Origin of the sequence: Micromonospora olivasterospora (assembly GCF_007830265.1) — a bacterium.
Classification (GTDB): domain Bacteria; phylum Actinomycetota; class Actinomycetes; order Mycobacteriales; family Micromonosporaceae; genus Micromonospora; species Micromonospora olivasterospora.
In genome coordinates, this window is the sequence record NZ_VLKE01000001.1 from 5813245 (window position 1) to 5832916 (window position 19672).

Annotated in this window: 20 protein-coding genes and 3 pseudogenes; 9 read left to right on the forward strand and 14 right to left on the reverse strand. The window is 75.6% G+C overall.

Annotated elements, in window-relative coordinates:
* The first annotated feature begins 32 nt into the window (after positions 1-32).
* A complete protein-coding gene (locus JD77_RS26705) occupies positions 33-626 on the forward strand; it encodes a glucoamylase family protein (protein WP_211372682.1) in 594 nt (197 codons plus the stop codon).
* Positions 627-676: 50 nt separating this feature from the next.
* Entirely contained in the window at positions 677-1768 is a 1092-nt protein-coding gene (locus JD77_RS26710) for an SRPBCC family protein (protein ID WP_145776672.1), read from the forward strand.
* 17 nt (positions 1769-1785) lie between these two features.
* On the opposite strand, the gene JD77_RS34210 is transcribed toward JD77_RS26710, so the two are convergent.
* From JD77_RS34210 to JD77_RS26730, 5 genes and pseudogenes are all read right to left on the reverse strand, one after another.
* Entirely contained in the window at positions 1786-2109 is a 324-nt protein-coding gene (locus tag JD77_RS34210; protein ID WP_246141353.1) for a flippase-like domain-containing protein, read from the reverse strand.
* Between the two features lie 32 nt (positions 2110-2141).
* Positions 2142-4127: pseudogene (locus JD77_RS26715) on the reverse strand (phosphatase PAP2 family protein); the annotation flags it as partial.
* A gap of 30 nt (positions 4128-4157) precedes the next feature.
* Positions 4158-5339 carry a YncE family protein gene (locus JD77_RS26720; protein ID WP_170286553.1) on the reverse strand — a complete coding sequence of 394 codons (1182 nt, stop codon included), beginning with the start codon at positions 5337-5339 and terminating at the stop codon, positions 4158-4160.
* A 92-nt stretch (positions 5340-5431) separates the two neighbouring features.
* Entirely contained in the window at positions 5432-5956 is a 525-nt protein-coding gene (locus JD77_RS26725) for an MFS transporter (RefSeq protein ID WP_145776673.1), read from the reverse strand.
* Positions 5957-6084: 128 nt separating this feature from the next.
* The gene (locus JD77_RS26730; protein ID WP_145776674.1) at positions 6085-6450 is read right to left on the reverse strand and encodes a hypothetical protein; all 366 of its coding nucleotides are present in this window, start codon (positions 6448-6450) and stop codon (positions 6085-6087) included.
* 123 nt (positions 6451-6573) lie between these two features.
* Here JD77_RS26730 and JD77_RS34215 point away from each other — a divergent pair, with 123 nt between their 5' ends.
* On the forward strand, positions 6574-7374 hold the full coding sequence (locus JD77_RS34215; protein WP_145776675.1) for a sigma factor: 801 nt from the start codon (positions 6574-6576) through the stop codon (positions 7372-7374).
* On the opposite strand, the gene JD77_RS26740 is transcribed toward JD77_RS34215, so the two are convergent.
* The 9 genes and pseudogenes from JD77_RS26740 to JD77_RS35675 all read right to left on the reverse strand — a co-directional run.
* Positions 7340-7537 (reverse strand): hypothetical protein, encoded by a 198-nt coding sequence (locus JD77_RS26740; protein WP_145776676.1) that lies wholly within the window; start codon positions 7535-7537, stop codon positions 7340-7342. The genes JD77_RS34215 and JD77_RS26740 overlap by 35 nt on opposite strands.
* A 61-nt stretch (positions 7538-7598) precedes the next feature.
* A complete protein-coding gene (gene lepB, locus JD77_RS26745) occupies positions 7599-8042 on the reverse strand; it encodes a signal peptidase I (protein ID WP_145776677.1) in 444 nt (147 codons plus the stop codon).
* Positions 8039-9841: an ABC transporter ATP-binding protein gene (locus tag JD77_RS26750; protein ID WP_145776678.1), complete on the reverse strand. Its 1803-nt coding sequence runs from the start codon at positions 9839-9841 to the stop codon at positions 8039-8041. Before JD77_RS26750 ends, lepB begins: the two co-directional genes overlap by 4 nt.
* A complete protein-coding gene (locus JD77_RS26755; protein WP_145776679.1) occupies positions 9838-10347 on the reverse strand; it encodes a thioredoxin domain-containing protein in 510 nt (169 codons plus the stop codon). The genes JD77_RS26750 and JD77_RS26755 overlap by 4 nt, the downstream gene beginning before the upstream one ends.
* A 120-nt stretch (positions 10348-10467) precedes the next feature.
* The gene (locus tag JD77_RS26760; protein ID WP_145776680.1) at positions 10468-11865 is read right to left on the reverse strand and encodes an NB-ARC domain-containing protein; all 1398 of its coding nucleotides are present in this window, start codon (positions 11863-11865) and stop codon (positions 10468-10470) included.
* Positions 11866-11934: 69 nt separating this feature from the next.
* Positions 11935-12462, reverse strand: a complete 528-nt coding sequence (locus JD77_RS26765; RefSeq protein WP_145776681.1) for a MauE/DoxX family redox-associated membrane protein — start codon at positions 12460-12462, stop codon at positions 11935-11937.
* Positions 12463-12574: 112 nt separating this feature from the next.
* Positions 12575-12988, reverse strand: a complete 414-nt coding sequence (locus JD77_RS34220; protein WP_246140975.1) for a tetratricopeptide repeat protein — start codon at positions 12986-12988, stop codon at positions 12575-12577.
* 84 nt (positions 12989-13072) lie between these two features.
* Positions 13073-14059: pseudogene (locus tag JD77_RS35670) on the reverse strand (tetratricopeptide repeat protein); the annotation flags it as partial.
* Positions 14060-14070: 11 nt separating this feature from the next.
* Positions 14071-15378: pseudogene (locus JD77_RS35675) on the reverse strand (AfsR/SARP family transcriptional regulator); the annotation flags it as partial.
* Positions 15379-15588: 210 nt separating this feature from the next.
* Between JD77_RS35675 and JD77_RS26780 the strand changes: the two are divergent.
* From JD77_RS26780 to JD77_RS26800, 6 genes are all read left to right on the forward strand, one after another.
* On the forward strand, positions 15589-15777 hold the full coding sequence (locus JD77_RS26780; protein WP_145776684.1) for a hypothetical protein: 189 nt from the start codon (positions 15589-15591) through the stop codon (positions 15775-15777).
* A gap of 111 nt (positions 15778-15888) precedes the next feature.
* The gene (locus JD77_RS26785; protein WP_145776685.1) at positions 15889-16434 is read left to right on the forward strand and encodes a TlpA family protein disulfide reductase; all 546 of its coding nucleotides are present in this window, start codon (positions 15889-15891) and stop codon (positions 16432-16434) included.
* Positions 16431-18299: an ABC transporter ATP-binding protein gene (locus JD77_RS26790; RefSeq protein ID WP_145776686.1), complete on the forward strand. Its 1869-nt coding sequence runs from the start codon at positions 16431-16433 to the stop codon at positions 18297-18299. Before JD77_RS26785 ends, JD77_RS26790 begins: the two co-directional genes overlap by 4 nt.
* On the forward strand, positions 18299-18979 hold the full coding sequence (locus tag JD77_RS26795; protein WP_145776687.1) for a S26 family signal peptidase: 681 nt from the start codon (positions 18299-18301) through the stop codon (positions 18977-18979). The genes JD77_RS26790 and JD77_RS26795 overlap by 1 nt, the downstream gene beginning before the upstream one ends.
* 165 nt (positions 18980-19144) lie before the next feature.
* Positions 19145-19312 carry a hypothetical protein gene (locus JD77_RS32525; RefSeq protein WP_170286554.1) on the forward strand — a complete coding sequence of 56 codons (168 nt, stop codon included), beginning with the start codon at positions 19145-19147 and terminating at the stop codon, positions 19310-19312.
* A gap of 133 nt (positions 19313-19445) precedes the next feature.
* Entirely contained in the window at positions 19446-19643 is a 198-nt protein-coding gene (locus JD77_RS26800) for a hypothetical protein (protein ID WP_145776688.1), read from the forward strand.
* Positions 19644-19672 lie beyond the last annotated feature (29 nt).

A 19672-nucleotide genomic window follows, 5' to 3' on the forward strand; every position in this document is an offset into this window, starting at 1 on the left:
CTGGTCGCCCGGGCGCACGCCCTGCGTCGCCGGTGCAGCCGCCGCCCGGCTGCTCCGTGGCCGGCAACTACCGCGGCGGCCCGGACGTCTACTACACCTGCCACCACTACGGCGCGTTCAACACCGAGCCGCGCATCGCCAGCTACCTCGGCATCGCGGCCGGCCAGATCCCGCCGGAGCACTACTTCGGCACGTTCCGCACCTTCGGCATGGACGGGGCGGGCTACACCTCCGACCAGGAGCGGACCACGGTGGACTACGGGTACGGCGAGTGTCGCCCCGCGCAGCCGGTGCCGGCCCGGTACGGCCACGGCGTGGTCGCGCCGCACGCCTCGTTCCTCGCGCTGCGCTACGCCGAGGGCGACGCCCTGCGCAACCTGGCGAACCTGCGGCGGGACTTCGACGCGTACGGCCCCGGCGGGTTCTACGACGCGGTCGACGTGACCAGCGGGCAGGTGTCGAAGCGGTACCTGGCGCTGGACCAGGGCATGGTGCTGGCCGCGCTGGGCAACGCCCTCGCCCATGACGTGCTGCGCCGGCCGTTCAGCGGCGGTGCCATGAAGGAGCGTGTCGCGCCGCTGATGCGGATGGAGGAGTTCTCCGTCCCGCGCGGGCCGCGCCCCTGACGTCCGGCCGGCCGGGTGCGCGCGGGGCGGCGCACCCGTAGAGTCTCGCCGTGATCGAGATCGGCACGCAGGTCGACCTGGCCCACCCCGCAGACCGGGTCTGGCATGCATTGACTGATCCCGGGCTGCTCGCCCGATGGTTCACCGAGGTCGACGTGGTGGGCGACGCCTCGAAACGGCTGCTGCTGCACACGGTCGGGCTGCCCGGCTTCGACGCCACCGTGGACGCGGAGGTGACGGACTGGCGGGTGGCGGAGCTGGTCGCGTTGCGGTGCCAGGAGGTCGACCGGCGCACGCTGCTGACCTGCACCCTGGGTCCCACTGCCGACGGCTGCCGGCTGCTGCTGCGGGAGTCGCTGGAGGGCGGCGACTGGCCGGCCGAGGACCGCGCCCGCCGCCAGGAGTGCTACGAGCAGGCGCTCACCGGGCGGCTGCCGGCCATCCTGGACTGGTTGGCCTTCCAGCAGGTGGACCTGCGACGCGGCGACATGGACGCCACGGCCGTCCTGCCCGTGGTCGCCGCCGACGGCAGGGGCCCGGCGGCGGGCCGCAGGCGCCGGGTGGCGCTGGTCGGGGTGGCCGGCTTCCTGCTGATCGCCGGTGCGCTGGCGTGGACCGTGCTGCCGTCCGAGCCGGAGCCCGCCGCCGGCCCGCTGCCGGCGACGTCGCCGAGCGCCACCGCGAGCTCCACCGCCGGCGCGACGAGCCGCGCGCCCCGGGCCAGCTCCTCCCGCCGTACGCCGACGCCCGGTGAGAGCATCCCCGCCCCGAGCGCCACCCCCGCCGGCGCCCCCTCGCGCGGCGCGGCCGGCCCTACCCCGCCTGCCACGGCCGAGCCCCTGGCCGCCCGCTACACGAGCAAGAGGAACCGGCTGCTCGGATACACCGGCGAGGTGGTGGTCGACAACCCGGCCCGCGTGGCACAGGAGTGGACGGTCGTGGTGACCCTCGCCGAGGGCAGCACCCTCGACAGGGTACGGGGAGCCGAGTGGCGGCAGGACGGGGACACCGTAACCTTCACCGGGCCGCCCGTACCGGCCGGGCAGTCGCAGGCGTTCGAGTTCGACGTGCGCGACGCCGCCCCCCGGGAGAAGGCGCCCGAGAGCTGCTCGGTGGGCGGCCAGCCGTGCGCCGGCCTGTGACCCTGCCCGACCGGCGGTCACAGCAGCCGCCGGCGCAGCAGGGCCCGGAGGGCGACGTAACCGGGCAGGGCGGGTAGCCAGAAGGTCGCGAGCCGGTAGACCAGGACGGCGGCGACGGCGGTGTCGGCGGCCACCCCGTACAGCAGCAGCCCGGACGCCAGGGCGGCCTCGGTGGCGCCGAGCCCGCCCGGCGTCGGCGCCGCCGTGGCCACGCCCTCCCCCACCAGGCACACCAGGATCGCCGGGGCCAGCAGCCGCAGGTCCAGGTGATGGCCGACGGCGAGCAGCGCGAGGTACAGGCCGACGCCGTAGGCAAGAGAGAGCGCCACCGACGCCGCCACGAGCCGCGCCAGGCGCTGCCGGCGGGCCAGGGCGCGCAGGGCGGCGCGCGTGCGCGCGAGCGCGGCGCGCCCCGGCGGCGTACCCGGGGCGCGGCGAGGGCGACCGCGGCGGCCAGCAGCACCGCCACGACGCCGAGTAGGACGGGCAGCGTCCTGCCGGCGGCGGCGTTGGTCAGCGCGCCGGCCGGCCGGCGCGCGAAGGGCAGCAGCACGGGCAGCAGCGCCGCCACCGAGACGACGCCCGCCAGCCGGGAGACGGCGACCGCGGTGGCGGCCTCCGCCCCGCCGACGCCCCGCTGGTGCAGGTAGCGCAGGCTCAGCGCGGCGCCGCCGACGGCGCCCGGGGCGAGCCGGTTGGCGAAGGAGGCCGCCACCTGCACGACCGTGGCCTCGCCCAGGGGCACCCGGTCGGCGACGGCCAGCCGCAGCACGACCGCGCTGAGCACGAAGGTGGCCGCCGACGCCAGCAGGGTCCCGGCGACGGCCGCCGGGTCAGCGTGGGCGATCAGGTGCAGCGCGGTGCGTACCTGGCCGACCTGCGGCAGCAGGAGGTGGACGAGCAGGCCGAGAACGAGCACCAGGGCGATGCCGCGGGGGGTGATCCGGACGATCCGGGCCAGCCGGTCCGCCCGGTCCGGGCAGCGCCGCAGGATCTCCGCGCGCAGCTGGTCGAGCAGACCGGGACGCCGCCGCAGGACGGCGCGGCCGGCGCGGGACAGCGCCGGCCGTTGCAGGTACGGCAGGCCGTCGGCGACGTGCGCGGGCCCGAGCTCGGCGACGGCCGCCTCGACGACCGCGGCCGGGTGGACGCGGCCGGCGAGGGCGACCAGCAGCTCGACGACGTCCCGGGCCCGCTGGTCGGCCCGGGCGTCGTCGGTGCCGCGACCGAGGCCGACGAGGTGCGCCGTCCGCCCGCCGACGAGGATGTTGTCGGCGCGCAGGTCGCCGTGGGCGAGCCCCGCGCGGTGCAGCAGCGCCACCTGCCGGCAGGCATCCGCCACCGCCGCGAGGGGCACCGGGCCGGGCGTGCCGCCCAGCGGGGCCGCGTCGACGAACTCCTGCACCAGCAGCGCGTCCCCGCCGGGGGCGGTGGCGGTCGCGACGAGCGCCGGTACGCGGACGCCGGCCCGCCTTGCCAGCAGAATCAGGTACGCCTCGTGCTCGTACTTCTGCTTCGCGTCGACGTACGGCGGCTCGTCGGCGACCCGCCGGTAACGCAGCCGCCGGTAGAGCGTGTACACCCAGTCCGCGTCCCGCTGCTCGCCGCCGGTCACCTTCACGAACAGCCGCCGCCCGGCCGCGGTCACCGCCCGCCAGGGCCGCGAGCCGCGGGCGTCGCCCGCGAGCGGTTCGAGCCGCGCCACGTCGAGGCCGTGCCCGGCCAGCGAGCGGCGCACCCGGGCGGCGGACCGGTCCGGGCCGACCTCGCCGGCGGCGAGCCGGGTCAGGCTCACGGCGAGCCAGCCGACCAGGAACCCGCCGACCGCGTCGGCGGGCAGGTGCGCCCCGACGTGTACCCGCGCCGCGGCGACCAGGACGATCAGCGCCCACAGCGGGCGACGCCACCGCGCGCCGCCGGCGCGCGCGGCGACGAGGCACAGGGCGGTGGCGACCGCGACGTGCCCGGACGGGTAGCCGAGGGCGCCGGTGACCGCCTCGTGCAGCCGTACGTCCGGCAGCAGCGCCGCCGGCCGCTCCCGCGCCACCGCGGCCCTGACCGCGATGGCGAGCCAGTACCCCAGGTTGCCGGCCAGCAGCAGGTCCCTCGCCAGCGCGACGCGCCGCAGTGCGCCCGCGACGACCGCGGCGCCGAACACCGCCGGGTACGACCCGGCCTGCATGACCACGACCAGGGCGGGGGTGACCCCGGCCGGCAGGCGGTTGAGCAGGGTGAACAGGTCCCGTTCCCACAACGCGGCCGGACGGTGGCGCACCGCGAGGCTCAGCACGACCAGCAGCGCGGCCGAGGCGGCCAGGTCGACCAGCAGCGCTGGCGCGGGGCGGTGTGTGCGGGCCATCGCCGGTGCTCGCCTACGACGCCGGGCGGATCAGCGGATGTTGCCGGTGTGGCCCAGGGAGTAGCGGCCGGGCTGGGGCCAGATGGTCAGGCCGTGCGGGCCGGCGCCGACCGGGATGCGCCTGAGCAGCCTGCCGTCGCTGGTGCGGATGACGTAGACCTCGTTGTGGTAGCGGCCGGACAGCCACAGGGTGCTGCCGTCCGCGGACAGGCCGCCCATGTCGGGGCTGCCCCCGCCGGGAAGCTTCCAGGTGGTGGCGGGTTTCAGGGTGGCCAGGTCGAGCACCGTGACGCTGCCGGCGTCGCGGTTGGTGACGTAGGCGAGGCGGCTGTCGCGGCTGAAGTAGATGCCGTGGGCGCCCCGGCCGGTGGGAATGAACCCCTCCTGCCGGGTCGCCGTGGCGTCGAAGACGTAGACGCCGTGGCCGCGCATGTCGGCGACCAGGAAGTGCCGCCCGTCGGGGGTGAGCCGGGTGTCCTGCGGCATCCCGTCGGGCGTCTCGGTCAGCGTGAACTCCCGCAGCTTGTCCAGCGTGACGGTGTCCAGGACGAGCATCCGGTTGGCGAACTCGCAGCTGAACAGCATGATCCTGCCGTCGGCGGAGTAGTCCATGTGATTGATGCCCGCGCAGGAGGGGAAGCGCACGGAGCGCACCCGCCGCCAGTCGCCGAGGTCGTAGAAGTCGAGCCGCTGGTACGCCTCGGCGACGACGATCGCCTGCTTGCCGTCCGGGGTGAAGTAGAGGTTGTAGACGTCCTCCAGCTTGCGGAACGCGCCTGGCTCGCCGGTGCGCGGGTCGATGGGCACCAGCCCGCCGTCGGGGATTTTGCTGGAGGCCACGTACAGCGTCCGCAGGTCGTACGAGGGCACGACGTGCTGCGGCTCGGGGCCGCCGGGGAAGGTGTCGACGACCTGGTACGTCGTCGGGTCGATCACCGACACGTCGTTGCTCTTGGTGTTCGGCACGTACACCAGCGGACGGTCCGCGCGTACCGGCTCCGCGAGCATGTTCGCCCGCGCCGCCGCGTAGACGTCGCCGGCCGTCGGGTACGCCGGCATCCCGGCGACCAGCGGACCGAAGGGCGGCCCGGAGGACGCGCGCGGGGACGGCGTCGCCCCGGGGCGCTCCCGGCCTGCCTCGGTCGCCGTGCAGGCGGGGGCGGCGAGCAGCGCCACTCCCAGCAGAGCCGCCGGCCGCCGCAACCTCGTCACCACGGCAGATTATCGACATTCCACGCCCAGGCTGGACGTTTCACCACGCGTGGGGCGCGGCGGCGGGCCACGGTGACGACGCGGCGGCGGGCTCAGTCCGCCGCGAACGACCGCCCCCGCCAGCCGGCCAGGGCGAGGCCGACAAGGCCCGCCGGCCCGGCGAACACGGGCACGCCGGCCAGCGCGCCGGCCTCGTACCAGGCGGCGCCCAGCGCGGAGCCGGCGACGATGCCGACCTGGAAGACGATGCCGTGCACGGCGGTGGCGGTCTCGGCCCGGGGACCGGGGGCGCGGCGCAGCACCGCGAGCGCCATCGACACGACCAGCACGGAGAACGCCCCGCCCCACACCAGCAGCAGCGGCACCCCCGCCACGGGCAGCCGCAGCCACCCGGCGAGCCCCAGCCCCAGCAGGGCGGCCCCGAACGCCGCGGCGGCGGCCCGCACGCCCGCGACCGGGGACCGATCCGCCAGCCGGCCGCCCAGGGAACTGCCGACGACGGCGGCCACCCCGTAGGCCAGCAGGACGGCGGTGAACCCCGTGCCCCGCACGCCGAGGCGCTCGTCGGCGTACGGCGCGACGTAGGTGAACAGCCGGGTCGGGCGCTCACCAGTCATGGACCGTGACCCCGTTCTCCCTGACCATCAACAGCCCCGAGGCCCGGTCGTGGAAGCGCCGGCTCGCCCGGGCCCTGGACCGGGCACCCGGCTCCCCCGCCTGACTCGGTGCGGAGGGCCGGTGGCCGTCAGATCGCGGTCGCCCGGGAGACCTTCCACTCGCCGTCGACCGGGACCAGGGTGAGCACCACCCGGTTCTGGTCGACCTTCTCCCCCGCGGTGTTCACGTTGCGCCGGTACTGGTTCAGGTACACCAGCAACTCCACCCGGTCGGCGCTGGCGGTCACCACGCCCGTCGCCGACACCTCGGCGGCCACCACCGCCTGCTGCTTGCCGGCGGTCTCCTTCAGCGCCGCCGTCGTCTGCGCGTACTCCTGGGCAAACGCGCCCGTGGCGAAGGTCCGGCCGTTGGCGACGCTGTCGTCGAACGTGCGGTAGTCGTAGGAGAAGATCGCCTTGGCGGCGGCCGGAGCGGTGGCCAGCGCCTGCCGCACGGCCGCGTCGCGCTGCTCGGTGCGGTGGCCGGTCTCTCCGGCCGCTCACCGTGGGGTAGGCAAAACTGCCGGGATGCCGCTAACGTGCGTTAACCGGCCGGCAACGAAGGCGTCCCGCACCCCATGGCCACCACCATCGAGCCAACGCTCGTCCGTCGGGCCGCCGAGGGCGACCGGGCGGCGATGGGCGACCTGCTCGCGGAGTTCCACCCCCGGGTGGTGCGCTACTGCCGGGCCCGGCTCGGGCGCGTCGGCGGCGCGTACACCACCGCCGACGACGTCGCGCAGGAGGTGTGCCTGGCGGTGATGCGGGCCCTGCCCCGCTACCGGGAGCAGGGCAAGCCGTTCTCGGCGTTCGTCTTCGCCGTCGCCGCGCACACCATCGGACGCGCCCACGACGCCGTCGCGGCGGGCCGGCTCGACGCGGCCAGGGAACTGGCCGAACAGGCCCGGCTGGAGCTGGAGCGCGTCGCCGATCCCGCCGCCGTCACCCGGCTGCGGGCGGAACTGGCCGGCGTGCTGCGCGAGCTGGACGTGGCCGCACCGGCGCCACCCCAGTCGGCGGCACCCGCGCCGGCCCCCGCCGCTTCGAGGACCGACGGCCCGGGCGGCGCCACCCACGGCCCGGCCCCGGGCACGGCCCGGCCCACGCCGCGACCGTCGGCACCGGGCCCTCGGCGACGTCCCGGCCGGACCCGCCGCCGGCGCCGCCCGGGCTGCCGGCGACGTCGCCGCCGATGCCGTCGACGGTGCCCCCGTTGCCCCCGCTGCCCGGCCTGCCGCTGCCCAGCGGCGGCCTGCTCGACTGAGAAGGGAAACGCCTCGGGATCCCGGTACACACGGCGGTGCTCCGCCCGCTACGCGGACGGAGCACCTGTCGGGACGACGGTCAGCAGTAGCCGCACAGGCCACACGCGCCGTTGATGTACCTGCCGTCGCACCACTGCGACCAGCACGACTTGAGGCTGCTGCCGCAGGCCTGGCAGTAGTAGTAGTCCGTGCAGCCGGCCGCCGAGACGGCGGAGGCGGTCGTCTTCGGCACGAAGGCCGACACCATACGGTCCGCCAGTTGCCCGATCCTCTTCACGTGACCCTCCTTGTACCCAGGGAACTGACCTTGCACAACCAGGATGGCCGTGGATGGGAACCTAGCTCGCAATCCCGGACGAACCTGGACGGGCAGGGTGGGTGGACATCGCTCGCACGACCACGCCGAGCATCAACCCGGCGTCGTAGTAGCCGAGCCGGCGGGAATCCAGGCTCTCGCGGGCGTTGTCCCCGAGCAGGAGGAGCCGCGCGGGCGGCACCAGCTCGTCCCGGACGGAGGTGATGCCGGGCGGAACCGGGTCGCCCGGCACCGCCACCACCCTCTTGACCACCCGCTGCGGCACAGCCAGGTCCGGTTCGGCGGCCACCACCACGATCTGGCCGACCCGGACCCGGCGGGCCGGACGTCGCCGCACCAGCACCCGGTCGCCCGGCTGGAGGGTCGGCCGCATGCTGGGCCCGGAGACGGTGACCACCAGCCACCGCGACCGCAACCAGGCGAGGAGTCCGGCAAGGAGCACCGCGGCTGTCAGCGCCCAGATCATCCCGCCGGCTCCAGCTGGTAGCCCGCGGCCTGGAGGGTGAACAGCCGGGCGTAGTGGCTTCCGCGCTCCATCAGAGTCCGGTGGTCACCGAGCTCGGCGACCACGCCGTCCACCAGCACGGCGATCAGGTCCGCGTCACGTACGGCGGCCAGCCGGTGCGAGATGAGCAGACTGGTCCGGCCGCCGCGGTGCTCGGTGACGCGGCTGTGCACCTCGTGCTCGGCCTCGGCGTCGAGCCCCGCGCTCGGCTCGTCCAGGATCAGGAAGTCCCGCCGGTCGCGGAGAAACGCCCGGGCGAGAGCGAGTCGCTGCCACTGGCCGCCGGAGAGAACGACGCCGGTCGTGGGATCGCCCTCGTCGGCGGGACCGAAGAACATCCGGGTCAGCATGGTGTCGTAGCCGGCCGGCAGCCCCTGCAGCTTGTCGTGGATCCCGGCCAGCTGCGCCGCCCGGACCAGCCGCCCGGCGTCGGCGAGCGCCGACAGGTCGCCCACCGCGATGTTCTCGCGGGCCGTCAGGTCGTACTCCACGTAGTCCTGGAACACCGCGCCGATCCGCGCCCGCAGGTCGGCGACGGCGAACTCCCTGATGTCGACGCCGTCCCAGAGGATCGCGCCGCGCTCGGGGTCGTAGAACCGGCAGAGCAGCTTGACGAGCGTGCTCTTTCCCGCCCCGTTCAGCCCGACCAGTGCCACGGACCGTCCCCTGGGGATGCGGAGGGTGACCCCGCGCAGCACCCAGTCGTGCTCGGGGCTGTAGCGGAACCACACGTCGCGCAGCTCGATGCCGTCCCGCAGCTCGCGCAGCTCCCGGGGATGGGCCACCGCGGACAGGTCCGGCGGCGCGTCGACCACGTCGCGGTAGTGCGAGAACAGCAGCAGCTGCTGGTGCGTGCTCGCGTACTGCCCGACCAGGCCCGACAGCGCGGTCTGCACGCCGGCCACCGCCGCCACGAACATCGACACGTCGCCGATGGACGCCGTACCGCGCCAGGCGGTGGCCAACGCCCAGAGCAGGCCGCCGCCGGCCACCAGCGCGGTCAGCACCGCCAGGGCGCTCTGGATCCGGGCGTCCCGCCGGTCGAGCGCGCGCCGCGCGCGGTCGGCCTCCCGGCGTTCGGCGAGCATCCGCCGGCGCAGCCAGCCGCCGAGGCCGAACAACCTGATCTCCTTCGCCGCCTGCACGCCGCCCAGCAACTGCGCGTAGAACAGCTCCCGGCGCTCGGTGGGACCGAGCTGCCAGGCGAGACCGGCCCGCTGGCGGGCCAGCAGCAGCTCGGCGATCAGGGTGGGAACCGCGGCCAGCAGGACGACGGCCGCCATCATCGGGCTGACCGCGATCAGCGAGCCGAGGAAACCGCCGACGGTGAGCGCCCCGCGGGCCAGGCCATGGCCGCCACCGACCAGCTGGCCCGACATGCCGCACGCCTGCTGCGCGAGCCGGAGCCGGTCCTGGAACGCCGGATCCTCGAATCTACCCAGGCCGGTGAAGCGTTCGACGGCGACGAACAGCCGGTCCAGGGCCCGGAGGCCGACGGCCCGGCCGATGTCGGCCCGCAGGTAGTCGGTCCAGTGCGGCACGAGAGCCGCCGCCACCGCGACCGCGACCAACGCCGCGGCCAGGGCCAGCAGGACGTCGAGCGGGCCGCGTTCGACGATCCCGTCGATCGCCAGCTTGGTCAGCCAGGCGGTCGCGACAGGCGCGAGCCCCGCCAGCACCGCCAGCACCGCGTAGCCGCTGACGGCGAGCGGCGCAGCGGGCCAGATCAGGGCCACGAGGTAGCGCAGCGTCCTGATCATGCCCGCAGCCGCGCCTTCCGCCTCGGCAGATCCGCGGCCCGGGGGGCAACGGCGACGATCACCCCGTCCCGGACCAGGCAGTAGGCCGGGAATCCCTTGACGCCGAATCCACGCTGCATCGCACCGTCGACACGGTCCTCGACGACCACCTCGGCGACCGCACGAAGCCGGCCGGCGACCTCGCGCCCCTCGTCGTCGCCGCCGGACACCACGGCCACGACCCGGTCGCGGGACCGCGCGTCCGCCAGGAACTCCGGCAGCTGCCGGTCACAGGCGTCGCAGCCCGGCGCGAAGAACCCGACGAGGGTCTCCTCGGACAGGTCGACGCCGGGATGTCCGACCGAGGTCCCCGGGGGTGACATCACCGGGCTGGCGGACATGGCGGAGGCGCCGCCGGTCGCGGCCCGGCTCTGCTCCCGCAGCCGACGGATGACTCCGAAGGTCAACAGCAGGTTGAGCACGCCCAGCGTGCCCACGATCAGGACGGCGGACATCAGCGCGGTCATCTGGCCCCCTATACGGACTCGTGGCGCACCCCGTCACGGCCGCGCCATCACCGGAACGACCATGGCCCCCGGCGGCGGCCGCCTGGCGGATCCCGGACGGTCTCGGACGCGGGTGCGGCGTCAGTGGACGAGACGACCGTTGCGGTAGTGCTCCGCGAGCCGGGACAGTGCGGCGCGGCGCTGGCTGATCGGCTCGTCGGTGCGCACCCGCTCGATGGCGTACGCCCGCACCATGCGGTGGAACCCGAACGCGTCACCGGCGGCCCGTTCCAACAGGTGCGCGGCCGCGAGCGTCTCCAGGTGGCGCCGCGCGGTCTCGACATCCAGGCCGACGAGAGCCGCGGCGGCGGGGCTGTCCACCTCGCGCCGGTTCAGCGCCAGCAGCCGCAGCACCCGTCGCGTTTCGGCCGGGAGATGCCGCTCGGACGCCGCCAGCGCGTCGCGAAGGCCGCCCGCCAGCACGAGCGCCGGCAGCGGCTTGAGATAGTCCGCCAGCAACCAGTCCGGATGTCGGCCGAGGTGCTCGCCGATGACCGCCACCGCCAGGGGCAGATGCCCCACGGACGCGGCGATCCGCCGGACGATGCCCGGATCGGCGCCGAGCCGGAGGTGTCCGGCGATCCGGCCCAGCATCGAGAGCGCCTCGTGGGCGCGCAGCGGCCCCAGGGGCACCTCCTCCACCCGCGCCAGCCCGGGCAGCGTGTAGCGGCTGGTGATGATGGTGAAGGACCGCGCGCCGGTCGGCAGCAGCGCCTCGACGTGATGCCCGGGGGCCGCGTCGTCGAGCACGACCAGGGCGTCCTGGTCGCGCAGCAGGTGCCGATACCGGTCGATCCGGCCGTCCAGCGTGGCTGGGATCTCGTCGCCCCGCAGGCCGAGGAGACGCAGGAAGTCACCGAGCACCGCCCCCGGGTCGGCCGGCGGACCGGTCGGCGCGCAGCCACGCAGGTCGGCGAACAGCCGCACCCGGTGCAACCGGCCCCGGCCGACCAGGTGGTGCGCGGCGCGGAGGGCCAGGCTCGTCTTGCCCACGCCGGGCATGCCGCGGATCACCACCGCTCGACACGGCGAGGCCAGCGCGGCCAGCTCCGTCACCCGGCGCAACTCCCGGTCGCGGCCGACGAAGTCCGGAATCCCGGGAGGCAGTTCCTTCCTCGCGTCGACCAGCGCCGCCGCGACCGTCTCCCCCCGGACGTGCATCAGGGCGCGGCGCCAGCGCTCGGCGTACGCCGCATCGTCGTGCAACGCCCGGACGATCGCCACCAGCAGTTCCTCGTCCAGCCTGCGCCGGCCGAGGGTGAAGTAACCGGCCACGGTGCTCCGGGTGGTCAGCTCGCCGGCCGGCCGACCGGCCCGCTTCCAGCCTCCGTTCACCGCGTCGGTGATCGCTGTGTAGGGGCGGTCCCCGGCCCATGCCTTGAGCAGGCGCAACCGGGCGACCAGGTCGTCCAGGGTGGTCGCGCCGGCCGGGTCGGGTGGACGGACCTCCGCTCTGCTGGTCGGACGGACGAACGCCACCTCGAACACCCCCGAATCACGTGCGAAGAGCGCGCCACGACGTCACGGGGCGCCCGCCAGGAGTTTCCGTCAGGCGGGCGACCGGAAGAGGGCGACCAGATCGTCGAGCGCGACGACCAGCGCGCCGAGGAGCAGGCCGGCGAAGACGGCCAGCGAGGCCCCCGCGAGCGGCAGCTCCGCGGACGACACCGAGGCCGCCAGGCCGAGCCCGGCGGCGGCCGTCAGCGCGCCGTTGCGGACGACGTGTTGCCAACCGAGCGGCGTGTCGGAGGCGCCGAAGCAGCGGCACGGCGCCCGGCGGCCGCGGCGGACGGTTCGCGCCACGCCCACCGTGAACGCCGCCAGCAGCAGGCCGGCCAACGCCGACCCGGCCGTCCCGCTCCACCTGGCGGGACACAGCAGGAGCAGCACCACCGCCGCTTCGGCGGCCACCGTCGCGGCCGCCGCGGGCCGCAGGACGCTCACCGGCACGGCGTCCATCTGCCGCAGCGACCGGACGAAGGCGGTGTAGCTCGCCCGGCCGGACACCTTGCCGGCCAGCGCCGTCACGAAGACGACAGCGAGCAGAGCCCGCGCTCCGACCTCCAGATAGCGCATGCGACGTTACTCCTTTCGATCCGGACCGTGGGCTTCCCGAGCTCGCCCTCCACCGTCGGTGCCGGGCGTGTAAAGCCGGTGGAAGCCCGGTGGACCGAGCGACGACCTCAGGTCACGGGCGCGGGCCGAGGGAGACCATGTCGAGCGCGGTCAGCTTGCGTTGCAGCTCCGGCACGGCGGGGTGGCCGAGTTCGTCGGCGATGTGCAGCGCGTGCCGCCAGGTCGCCCGGGCCGCCTGCGGATCGCCGCCGGCGCGGTACGTGTCGCCGAGGTGGTCCAGGATGCCCGCCTCGTTGTACCGGTCGCCGAAGCCGCGGACCAGGTCGAGCGCCCGCTCGTAGCAGGCGACCGCGTAGGCGTACCCGCCGAGCTGGTGGTGCGCGTGCCCGAGGCTGTCCCACGCGCCCGCCTCGGCGTGGCGGTCGCCGATCTCCTGGTCCAGCAGCACCGCCTGGGCGCAGTACTCGAGCGACCTGCGGTGGTCGCCGAGCATGCCGTGCAGCCACCCGGCGTTGTTCAGCGCCATGGCCTGTCCGGCCCGGTGGCCGGCCTGCCGGTACAGCGCCAGGGCGCGTTCGTTGTGCTCGAGCGCATCCCGCCGGTGGCCCCGCTGGTCGCACACCCAGCCCAGGCCCCGGTGCGTGTGCGCCCGGCTGACGAGGTCGCCCAGTTCGGCGTACCGCTCCAGTGCCTCCCGGAAGTGGAGCTGGCCGTCGTCGAGCCGGCCCAGCTGGGTGTGGACGACGCCGAGGCTGCGGTGCGCGGCGGCCTCCCAGGAACGGTCCCCAAGCCGCCGCGCCGCCGCCAGCGCGGTCCGCTGCGTCGCGGCCCAGTCGTGCCAGTGCCCCCGGTAGTCGAAGAACGTGTCGAGGGTCCAGGCCAGCTGCCAGGCGTACGCGTCGAGGCCGGCGCGGACCGCCAGTTCGACGACGCCCAGCAGCGCCGGGCGCTCGGCGGTGAACCAGGCCAGCGCCGCGGCGTGGTCGGCGAGCTCCTCGGGCGCCACCGCCGGGCGGCGGCCGGCGCCGGGATGCCGTCGCGGTGCGGGGCGAGCAGCCGCGCGGCCCGGTGGGCGGTGCCCAGGTAGTGGCCGACGAGGCGGTGCTGGGCGGCGTCCCGGTCGGCCGGCGTGTCGACGGTGTGGGCCAGTTCGGTGGCGTAGGCGCGCAGCAGGTCGTGGAAGGTGTACCGGCCCGGTGCGTGCTCGGTGACCAGGTGCAGCTCGCACAGCTCGGTCAACAGCGGCCGTACCCTGCGTACCGGGAGACCGGCCAGGCTGGCGACGACCGGGACGGTGACGTCCGGTCCCGGGCTCAGGCCGAGCAGGCGGAACATCCGGGCGGCGTCCGCGGCGAGCGCCCGGTACGACCAGGAGAAGACCGCCCGCACGTCGGTGGCCGCGTCCCCGTTGGCGAAGCCGTCCAGGCCGACCCGGCCGGTGCACAGCTCCGCGGCGAGGGCACCCAGCGGGAATTTCCGGTGCACGCAGGCGCGGGCGGCCACGACGGCCAGGGCCAGCGGCAGCCCGGCGCAGGCCGCGACGACCTCGTCGACCGCGAGCGGCTCGACCACCAGCCGGTCCACGCCCAGGCGCCACTCGAGCAGCAGCCGTGCCTCGGCGGCGGTGAGCACGTCGAGCACGAGCGGATCGGCCCCGTCGGCGGCGGCGAGGCCGGTCATCTGGTTGCGGCTGGTCACCAGCACCGCGCTGCCCGGCGCGCCGGGCAGCAGCGGGCGCACCTGCGCGGCGTCCCGGGCGTTGTCGAGCACCACCAGGATCCGCCGATCCGCCAGCAGGCTGCGGTACAGGCCGACCCGCGCGTCGAGGGTGGCCGGGATCCGCTGCGCCGGCACGTGCAGCGCGTCCAGGAAGCCGCGCACGGCCTCGTCGGGAGTCGTCGCCGCGCCGCCGGGGTCGAATCCGCGCAGGTTCACGTACAGCTGGCCGTCGGGGAACCGGTCGGCGACCGTGTGCGCCACCCGGACCGCGAAGGTCGTCTTGCCGACGCCCGCGGGCCCGGTCACCACCAACGCCTCGCGCGCCGACATCGGGTCGCACAGGTGCCGCCGGGCCCGCTCGAACTCCGCCGTGCGACCGACGAAGCGCACCGGCTCCGGCGGCAGCAGGCAGGGCGCGGCACGCGGCCCCGGCCAGGCCGCGGGCGGTGCCTCCCGGCGGAGGATCGCGCGCTGCACCTCGTGCAGGCCGGGCGCGTCGAGGCCCCGCTCGCGCAGCAGGGTCAGCCCCTCGCGGCACACCTGCGCCGCCTCCTCCACGCGCTGCTCCGCGTAGAGGGCGAGGGCCAGCAGCCGGCGCAGCGCCTCGTCGTACGGCTCGTCCGCGACCGCTCCCACGAGCTGGCCGACGGCCTCCGGGTACCGGCCCAGGGCGCACAGCGCCTCCGCGTGGCCGCGCCACACCGACCGCCGCATCGAGTCGAGCCGGGCGATCTCCCGCAACGCGAAGGGCTGGTCGGCCACGTCCGCGTACGCCGGACCGCGCCACAGCGCCAGGGCCTCCCCGAACACCGCCGCCGCCCGCTCCGTCGCGCCGTCGGACAGCAGTCGGCGGCCCTCGTCGTAGGCGCGCTCGAACCGCCACGCGTCGATCCGCTCCGGCGGCAGGTCCAACTGGTACCCGACGCTGCCCGCGCTGCCGACCGTGACGAGCACGCGGGCGTCGGCGGGGTCGGGGGTGAGTGCTCGCCGCAGGTGCGAGACATGGCTGCGCAGCGTCGCCGCCGAGGCGCTCCGGTCGCCCCACAGCAGGGTCATCAGCCGGGCGGCCGGAACCGGCCGACCGACCTCGACGACGAGCACCGACAACAAGGCGACCAGCCGGGGACCGAGGCGCACCGGCGTGCCGTCCCGCTCCGCCCGCACCGGTCCGAGCACGCCGACCCGCAAAGCTCCCACCGTGAGACACCCCCGTGTACGGCAGCCCGAGTTCGATCATATCGACCAGTTCCAACGCGGCGGTGCCCGTGGCCGCCGAAGTTCCGTCCGGCGCGCGGCCCTCGGGCTCCACCCGCCTTCCACGCCGGTTGCACCCGGCCCGGCGACGGTGGTCACCAGCGTGCGGGACCCGCCCCACGCGTACCACGGTCGCGCGGAAAGGAGTTCGGGATGTACAGGCTCATGGAGAAGGTGGGCGGCAGGCTCCTCGGGATGTTCGTGCCGGAGGTGGAGGCCGCGGCGGCGTCGGCCAACGCCTGCCGGTGGAAGTACTTCTCCAGCTGCTGGCAGTGCGGCTACGGCGCCTGCGACGCGTACTGCTGCGACGGGGCCGGCTGCTCGACCATCGTCTGCTACTGACCGGCCGACCCGGCCGGCGGGCCCCGGCCCGCCGGCCGGGTCACACCCCCAGTCCACACGCGGGTCCGCGGGCTCGGCCGGCGGGCCGCGGCGCAGCCTCCAGGAGAGACCATGCCCTTCCTCATCGCGGCGCTCGCCCTCGTCGGGGCGCTCTGCCTGCTCGACCTCGTCCTGACCGTCGGCGTCGTCAAGCGGCTGCGCGAGCACACCGCGCTGCTCGCCGAGGTCGTCCCGCCGTCGCCCGCCGTCACGGTGGGCCAAAAGATCGGACCGTTCGAGGCGACCACGGTGACCGGCGAGCCGGTCACGACGGACCGGCTCGGCTCCGGCACCCTGGTCGGCTTCTTCTCCCCCACCTGCGGCCCCTGCAAGGACAAGCTGCCCAAGTTCGTCGCGCACGTGCGTGGCCTGCCCGCCGGGCAGGAGCGGCCGCTGGCGGTGGTGATCGGGGACGCCGAGCAGGCCGGGGACTTCCTCGCCGAGTTGGGCCCGGTCGCGCGGGTGGTCGTCGAGCGCGGCGACGGCGCGGTGAGCAGCGCGTTCGGCGTACGGGCGTACCCGACACTGCTGCGGGTCGACCGCGACGACGCGGGCCGGCTGGTGGTCGCCGCCAACCGGGTGGAGGTCGACCGGCCGGCCCCGGTGGCGGTCGGATGAGCCGCCGACCGCCGGCCCCGGCACCCGGGCCGGGGGCGCTGGCCCGGGTACGCGCCGCGGCGACGCTCACCGCGCGGGCGGCGCCGCTGCGCCTGACCGGGTACGCCGGGCTCACCCTGCTCGGCGGCACACTGCCGGTGCTCGCCGCCTGGCTGACCAAGCTGGTGCTCGACGGCCTGGTCCGCGGCGCCGCGCTCACCGGGCTCGCGGCGCTGGCCGGGGCGCTGGCGCTGGCCGGCCTGCTGACCGCGGCCGTCCCGCAGCTCACCGAGTACCTGCGGGCGGAGCTGGACCGGGCGGCCGGGCTGCGCGCGCACGACCGGTTGTTCCGGGCGGTCGCCGGGTTCGTCGGGTTGCGGCGGTTCGAGGAGCCGGGGTTCCTGGACCGGCTCCGGCTGGCCCAGCAGTCCGGCGGGACCAGCCCGATGCAGGCGGTGGACGGGGTGCTCGGGGTGAGCAGGGCGGCCCTGACCATCGCCGGTTTCCTCGGTTCCCTGCTCGTGCTCAGCCCACCGATGACCGGGCTGGTGCTGGTGGCCGCCGCGCCGACCGTGATCGCCGAAGTGCTGCTCGCCCGCCGCCGGGCCCGGATGCTCTGGGCGATCGGGCCGACCGAGCGGCGTGAGTTCTTCTACCGCAACCTCCTGTCCACCGTGGAGGCGGCCAAGGAGATCCGGCTGTTCGACCTCGGCCGGTTCCTGCGCGGCCGGATGCTGGCCGACCGGCGCCGCGCCGACGCCGCGCGCCGCGCCGTCGACCGGCGCGAACTGGTCGTCCAGGGCGGCCTGGGGCTGCTCGCCGCAGCGGTCTCGGGCGCGGGGGTGGTGTGGGCGGTCGCCGCCGCCCGGCGCGGCGCGCTCTCGGTCGGCGACGTCACGGTCTTCGTCGCCGCGGTGGCCGGGGTGCAGAGCTCGCTCGTCACGATGGCCCGCGAGCTGGCCCGCGGCCACCAGGCGATGCTGCTGTTCGACCACTATCTCGCCGTGACCACCGCCCCTCCCGACCTGCCGCTGGCCGGCCGGCCGGATCCGCTGCCGCCGCTGCGCGGCGGGATCGAACTGCGCGACGTGTGGTTCCGCTACTCCGCGGAGCACCCGTGGGTGCTGCGCGGGGTGGACCTGCGCATCCCGTACGGCGCGACGGTGGCGCTGGTCGGGCTCAACGGCGCCGGCAAGTCCACGCTGGTGAAGCTGCTGTGCCGGTTCTACGACCCGACCCGGGGCAGCATCCGCTGGGACGGGCTGGACCTGCGCCGCGCCGACCCTGCCGAGCTGCGCCGCCGCATCGGCGCGGTGTTCCAGGACTACATGCACTACGACCTGACGGCGCACGAGAACATCGCGCTGGGCGACCTCGACGCCATCGGCGTCCGGGACCGCGTCGAACGGGCCGCCGCGCGGGCCGGCGTCCACCGCCGGCTGACGGAGCTGCCGGACGGCTACGACACCCTGCTGTCCCGGGCGTTCTTCCTCGACGCCACCGGCGCGCCCGACCAGCCCGGGGTGGAGCTGTCGGAGGGGCAGTGGCAACGGCTGGCCCTGGCCCGGGCGCTCATGCGGGACCGGCCGGAGCTGCTGATCCTCGACGAGCCGTCCGCGGGCCTCGACGCGGAGGCGGAACAGGAGATCCACCGGATGCTCCGGCGACACCGGGCCGGACGTACGAGCCTGCTCGTCTCGCACCGGCTGAACACCGTCCGCGACGCCGACCTGATCGTCGTACTCGCCGGGGGGCGGGTGATCGAGCAGGGCGACCACGCGACGCTGACGGCGCTGGGCGGCGAGTACGCCCGGCTGTTCCGGTTGCAGTCGACCGGCTACCGGGACACCGCGCCGGGCCTGGTGGCCACCACCGGGGAACACTGATGGACGACGTGCCGGCCCGGCCGGGCACCTCGGCGCCGGAGCGGGTCCCGGCGCTCGGGCACCCCGGCCCCCCGCCCGCACCGGACCAGGTGGTACGGGATCGCGGGCGTACCGCGGCCGGGCGCGCGCCACTGACGCCGGCGCTCGTGGTGGGGCTGCTGGCGGGCTCCGCGGCGGTGCCGCTGGCCGCCACCGGCACCGCCTGGGCGCTGGGGTTCGCGCTGCTGGCCGCGGCGCTGGGGGCCTGTCTCGGCGCCGTCGCCCTGGTCGCCCGGCGGCTCGTAGCGGTCACGGTGCGCGGGGCGAGCATGCAGCCGGCCTTCCACGACGGGGACCGGGTCCTGGTCCGGCGCACCGCGACGCCCGCGGTGGGGCAGGTCGTGGTGGTGGAACAACCGGCACCGGACGGCCGGTGGCGACGCTCGCCGTTGCCGGCATCGGCCGGCCCGGCGGCGGTGGCCGGCCGACGTTGGATGATCAAGCGGGTGGCGGCGGTGCCGGGCGACGCCGTGCCACCGGTGCCCGCCCTGCGCGAGCACGTCGGCGAGCGGGTTCCGCCGGGCCGGCTGGTGCTGCTCGGCGACAACGCCCCGGCCAGCCTGGACTCCCGCCAGCTCGGGTACTTTCCGCTGGACCGGACGCTCGGCACGGTCCGGCGGCGGCTGCGGCCGACCGCCTGACCACGGAACGGGGGCTGAGGTCGGTCCGGGGCGGGCGCCGCAGGCGTCGCCCTGCTCCTGCTGACCGGCCCGGCCGTCGCCGGCCAGGCCGCCCCGCCCGAGGGCGACCCCGGCGGCCACGTCGTCCTCGAACGGTTCCCCGACGAGGCGGCGAGCGTCGTGGAGGTGACCGTGGGCGACACCGGCCAGCTGGACGACTCCGGGCCGCGCGAGGCCGGCCGGGCGGTGCCGCTGGCCGCGGTCCGGCAGGTGCTGCTGACGAACGCGCCGGGCGGCGGGAGGGGCGATCCGCCGCTGCTGGCGCCGGACACCGCGATGTGGTTCAGGCCCTGATCGCGCCCGCGACGCATACCTTCGCGCACCCCGGTCGGGCTGTAGACATCCTTCCTCCGGGGGCCTATCGTCTCGCCTTACATCGACACTTATAGATGGAGGCGATGATCGATGCGAGTCACACGATGGGCGGTTGCCCCACTACTCGGTCGTCGGCTCCCTGAGCGGGAGCAACGCGGTCAGCGTCTACTGCCAGGCCACCGGCACCACCGTCACCGGCAACAAGGGCACGACGAACATCTGGAACCGGATCGGCACCAACCGCTACGTCTCCGACGCGTACGTCAACACCGGGTACAGCGGCTTCATCCCGGGCGTGCCCCGCTGCTAGGCGCCGCCCCACCGCCCCGGGCGGGCCGG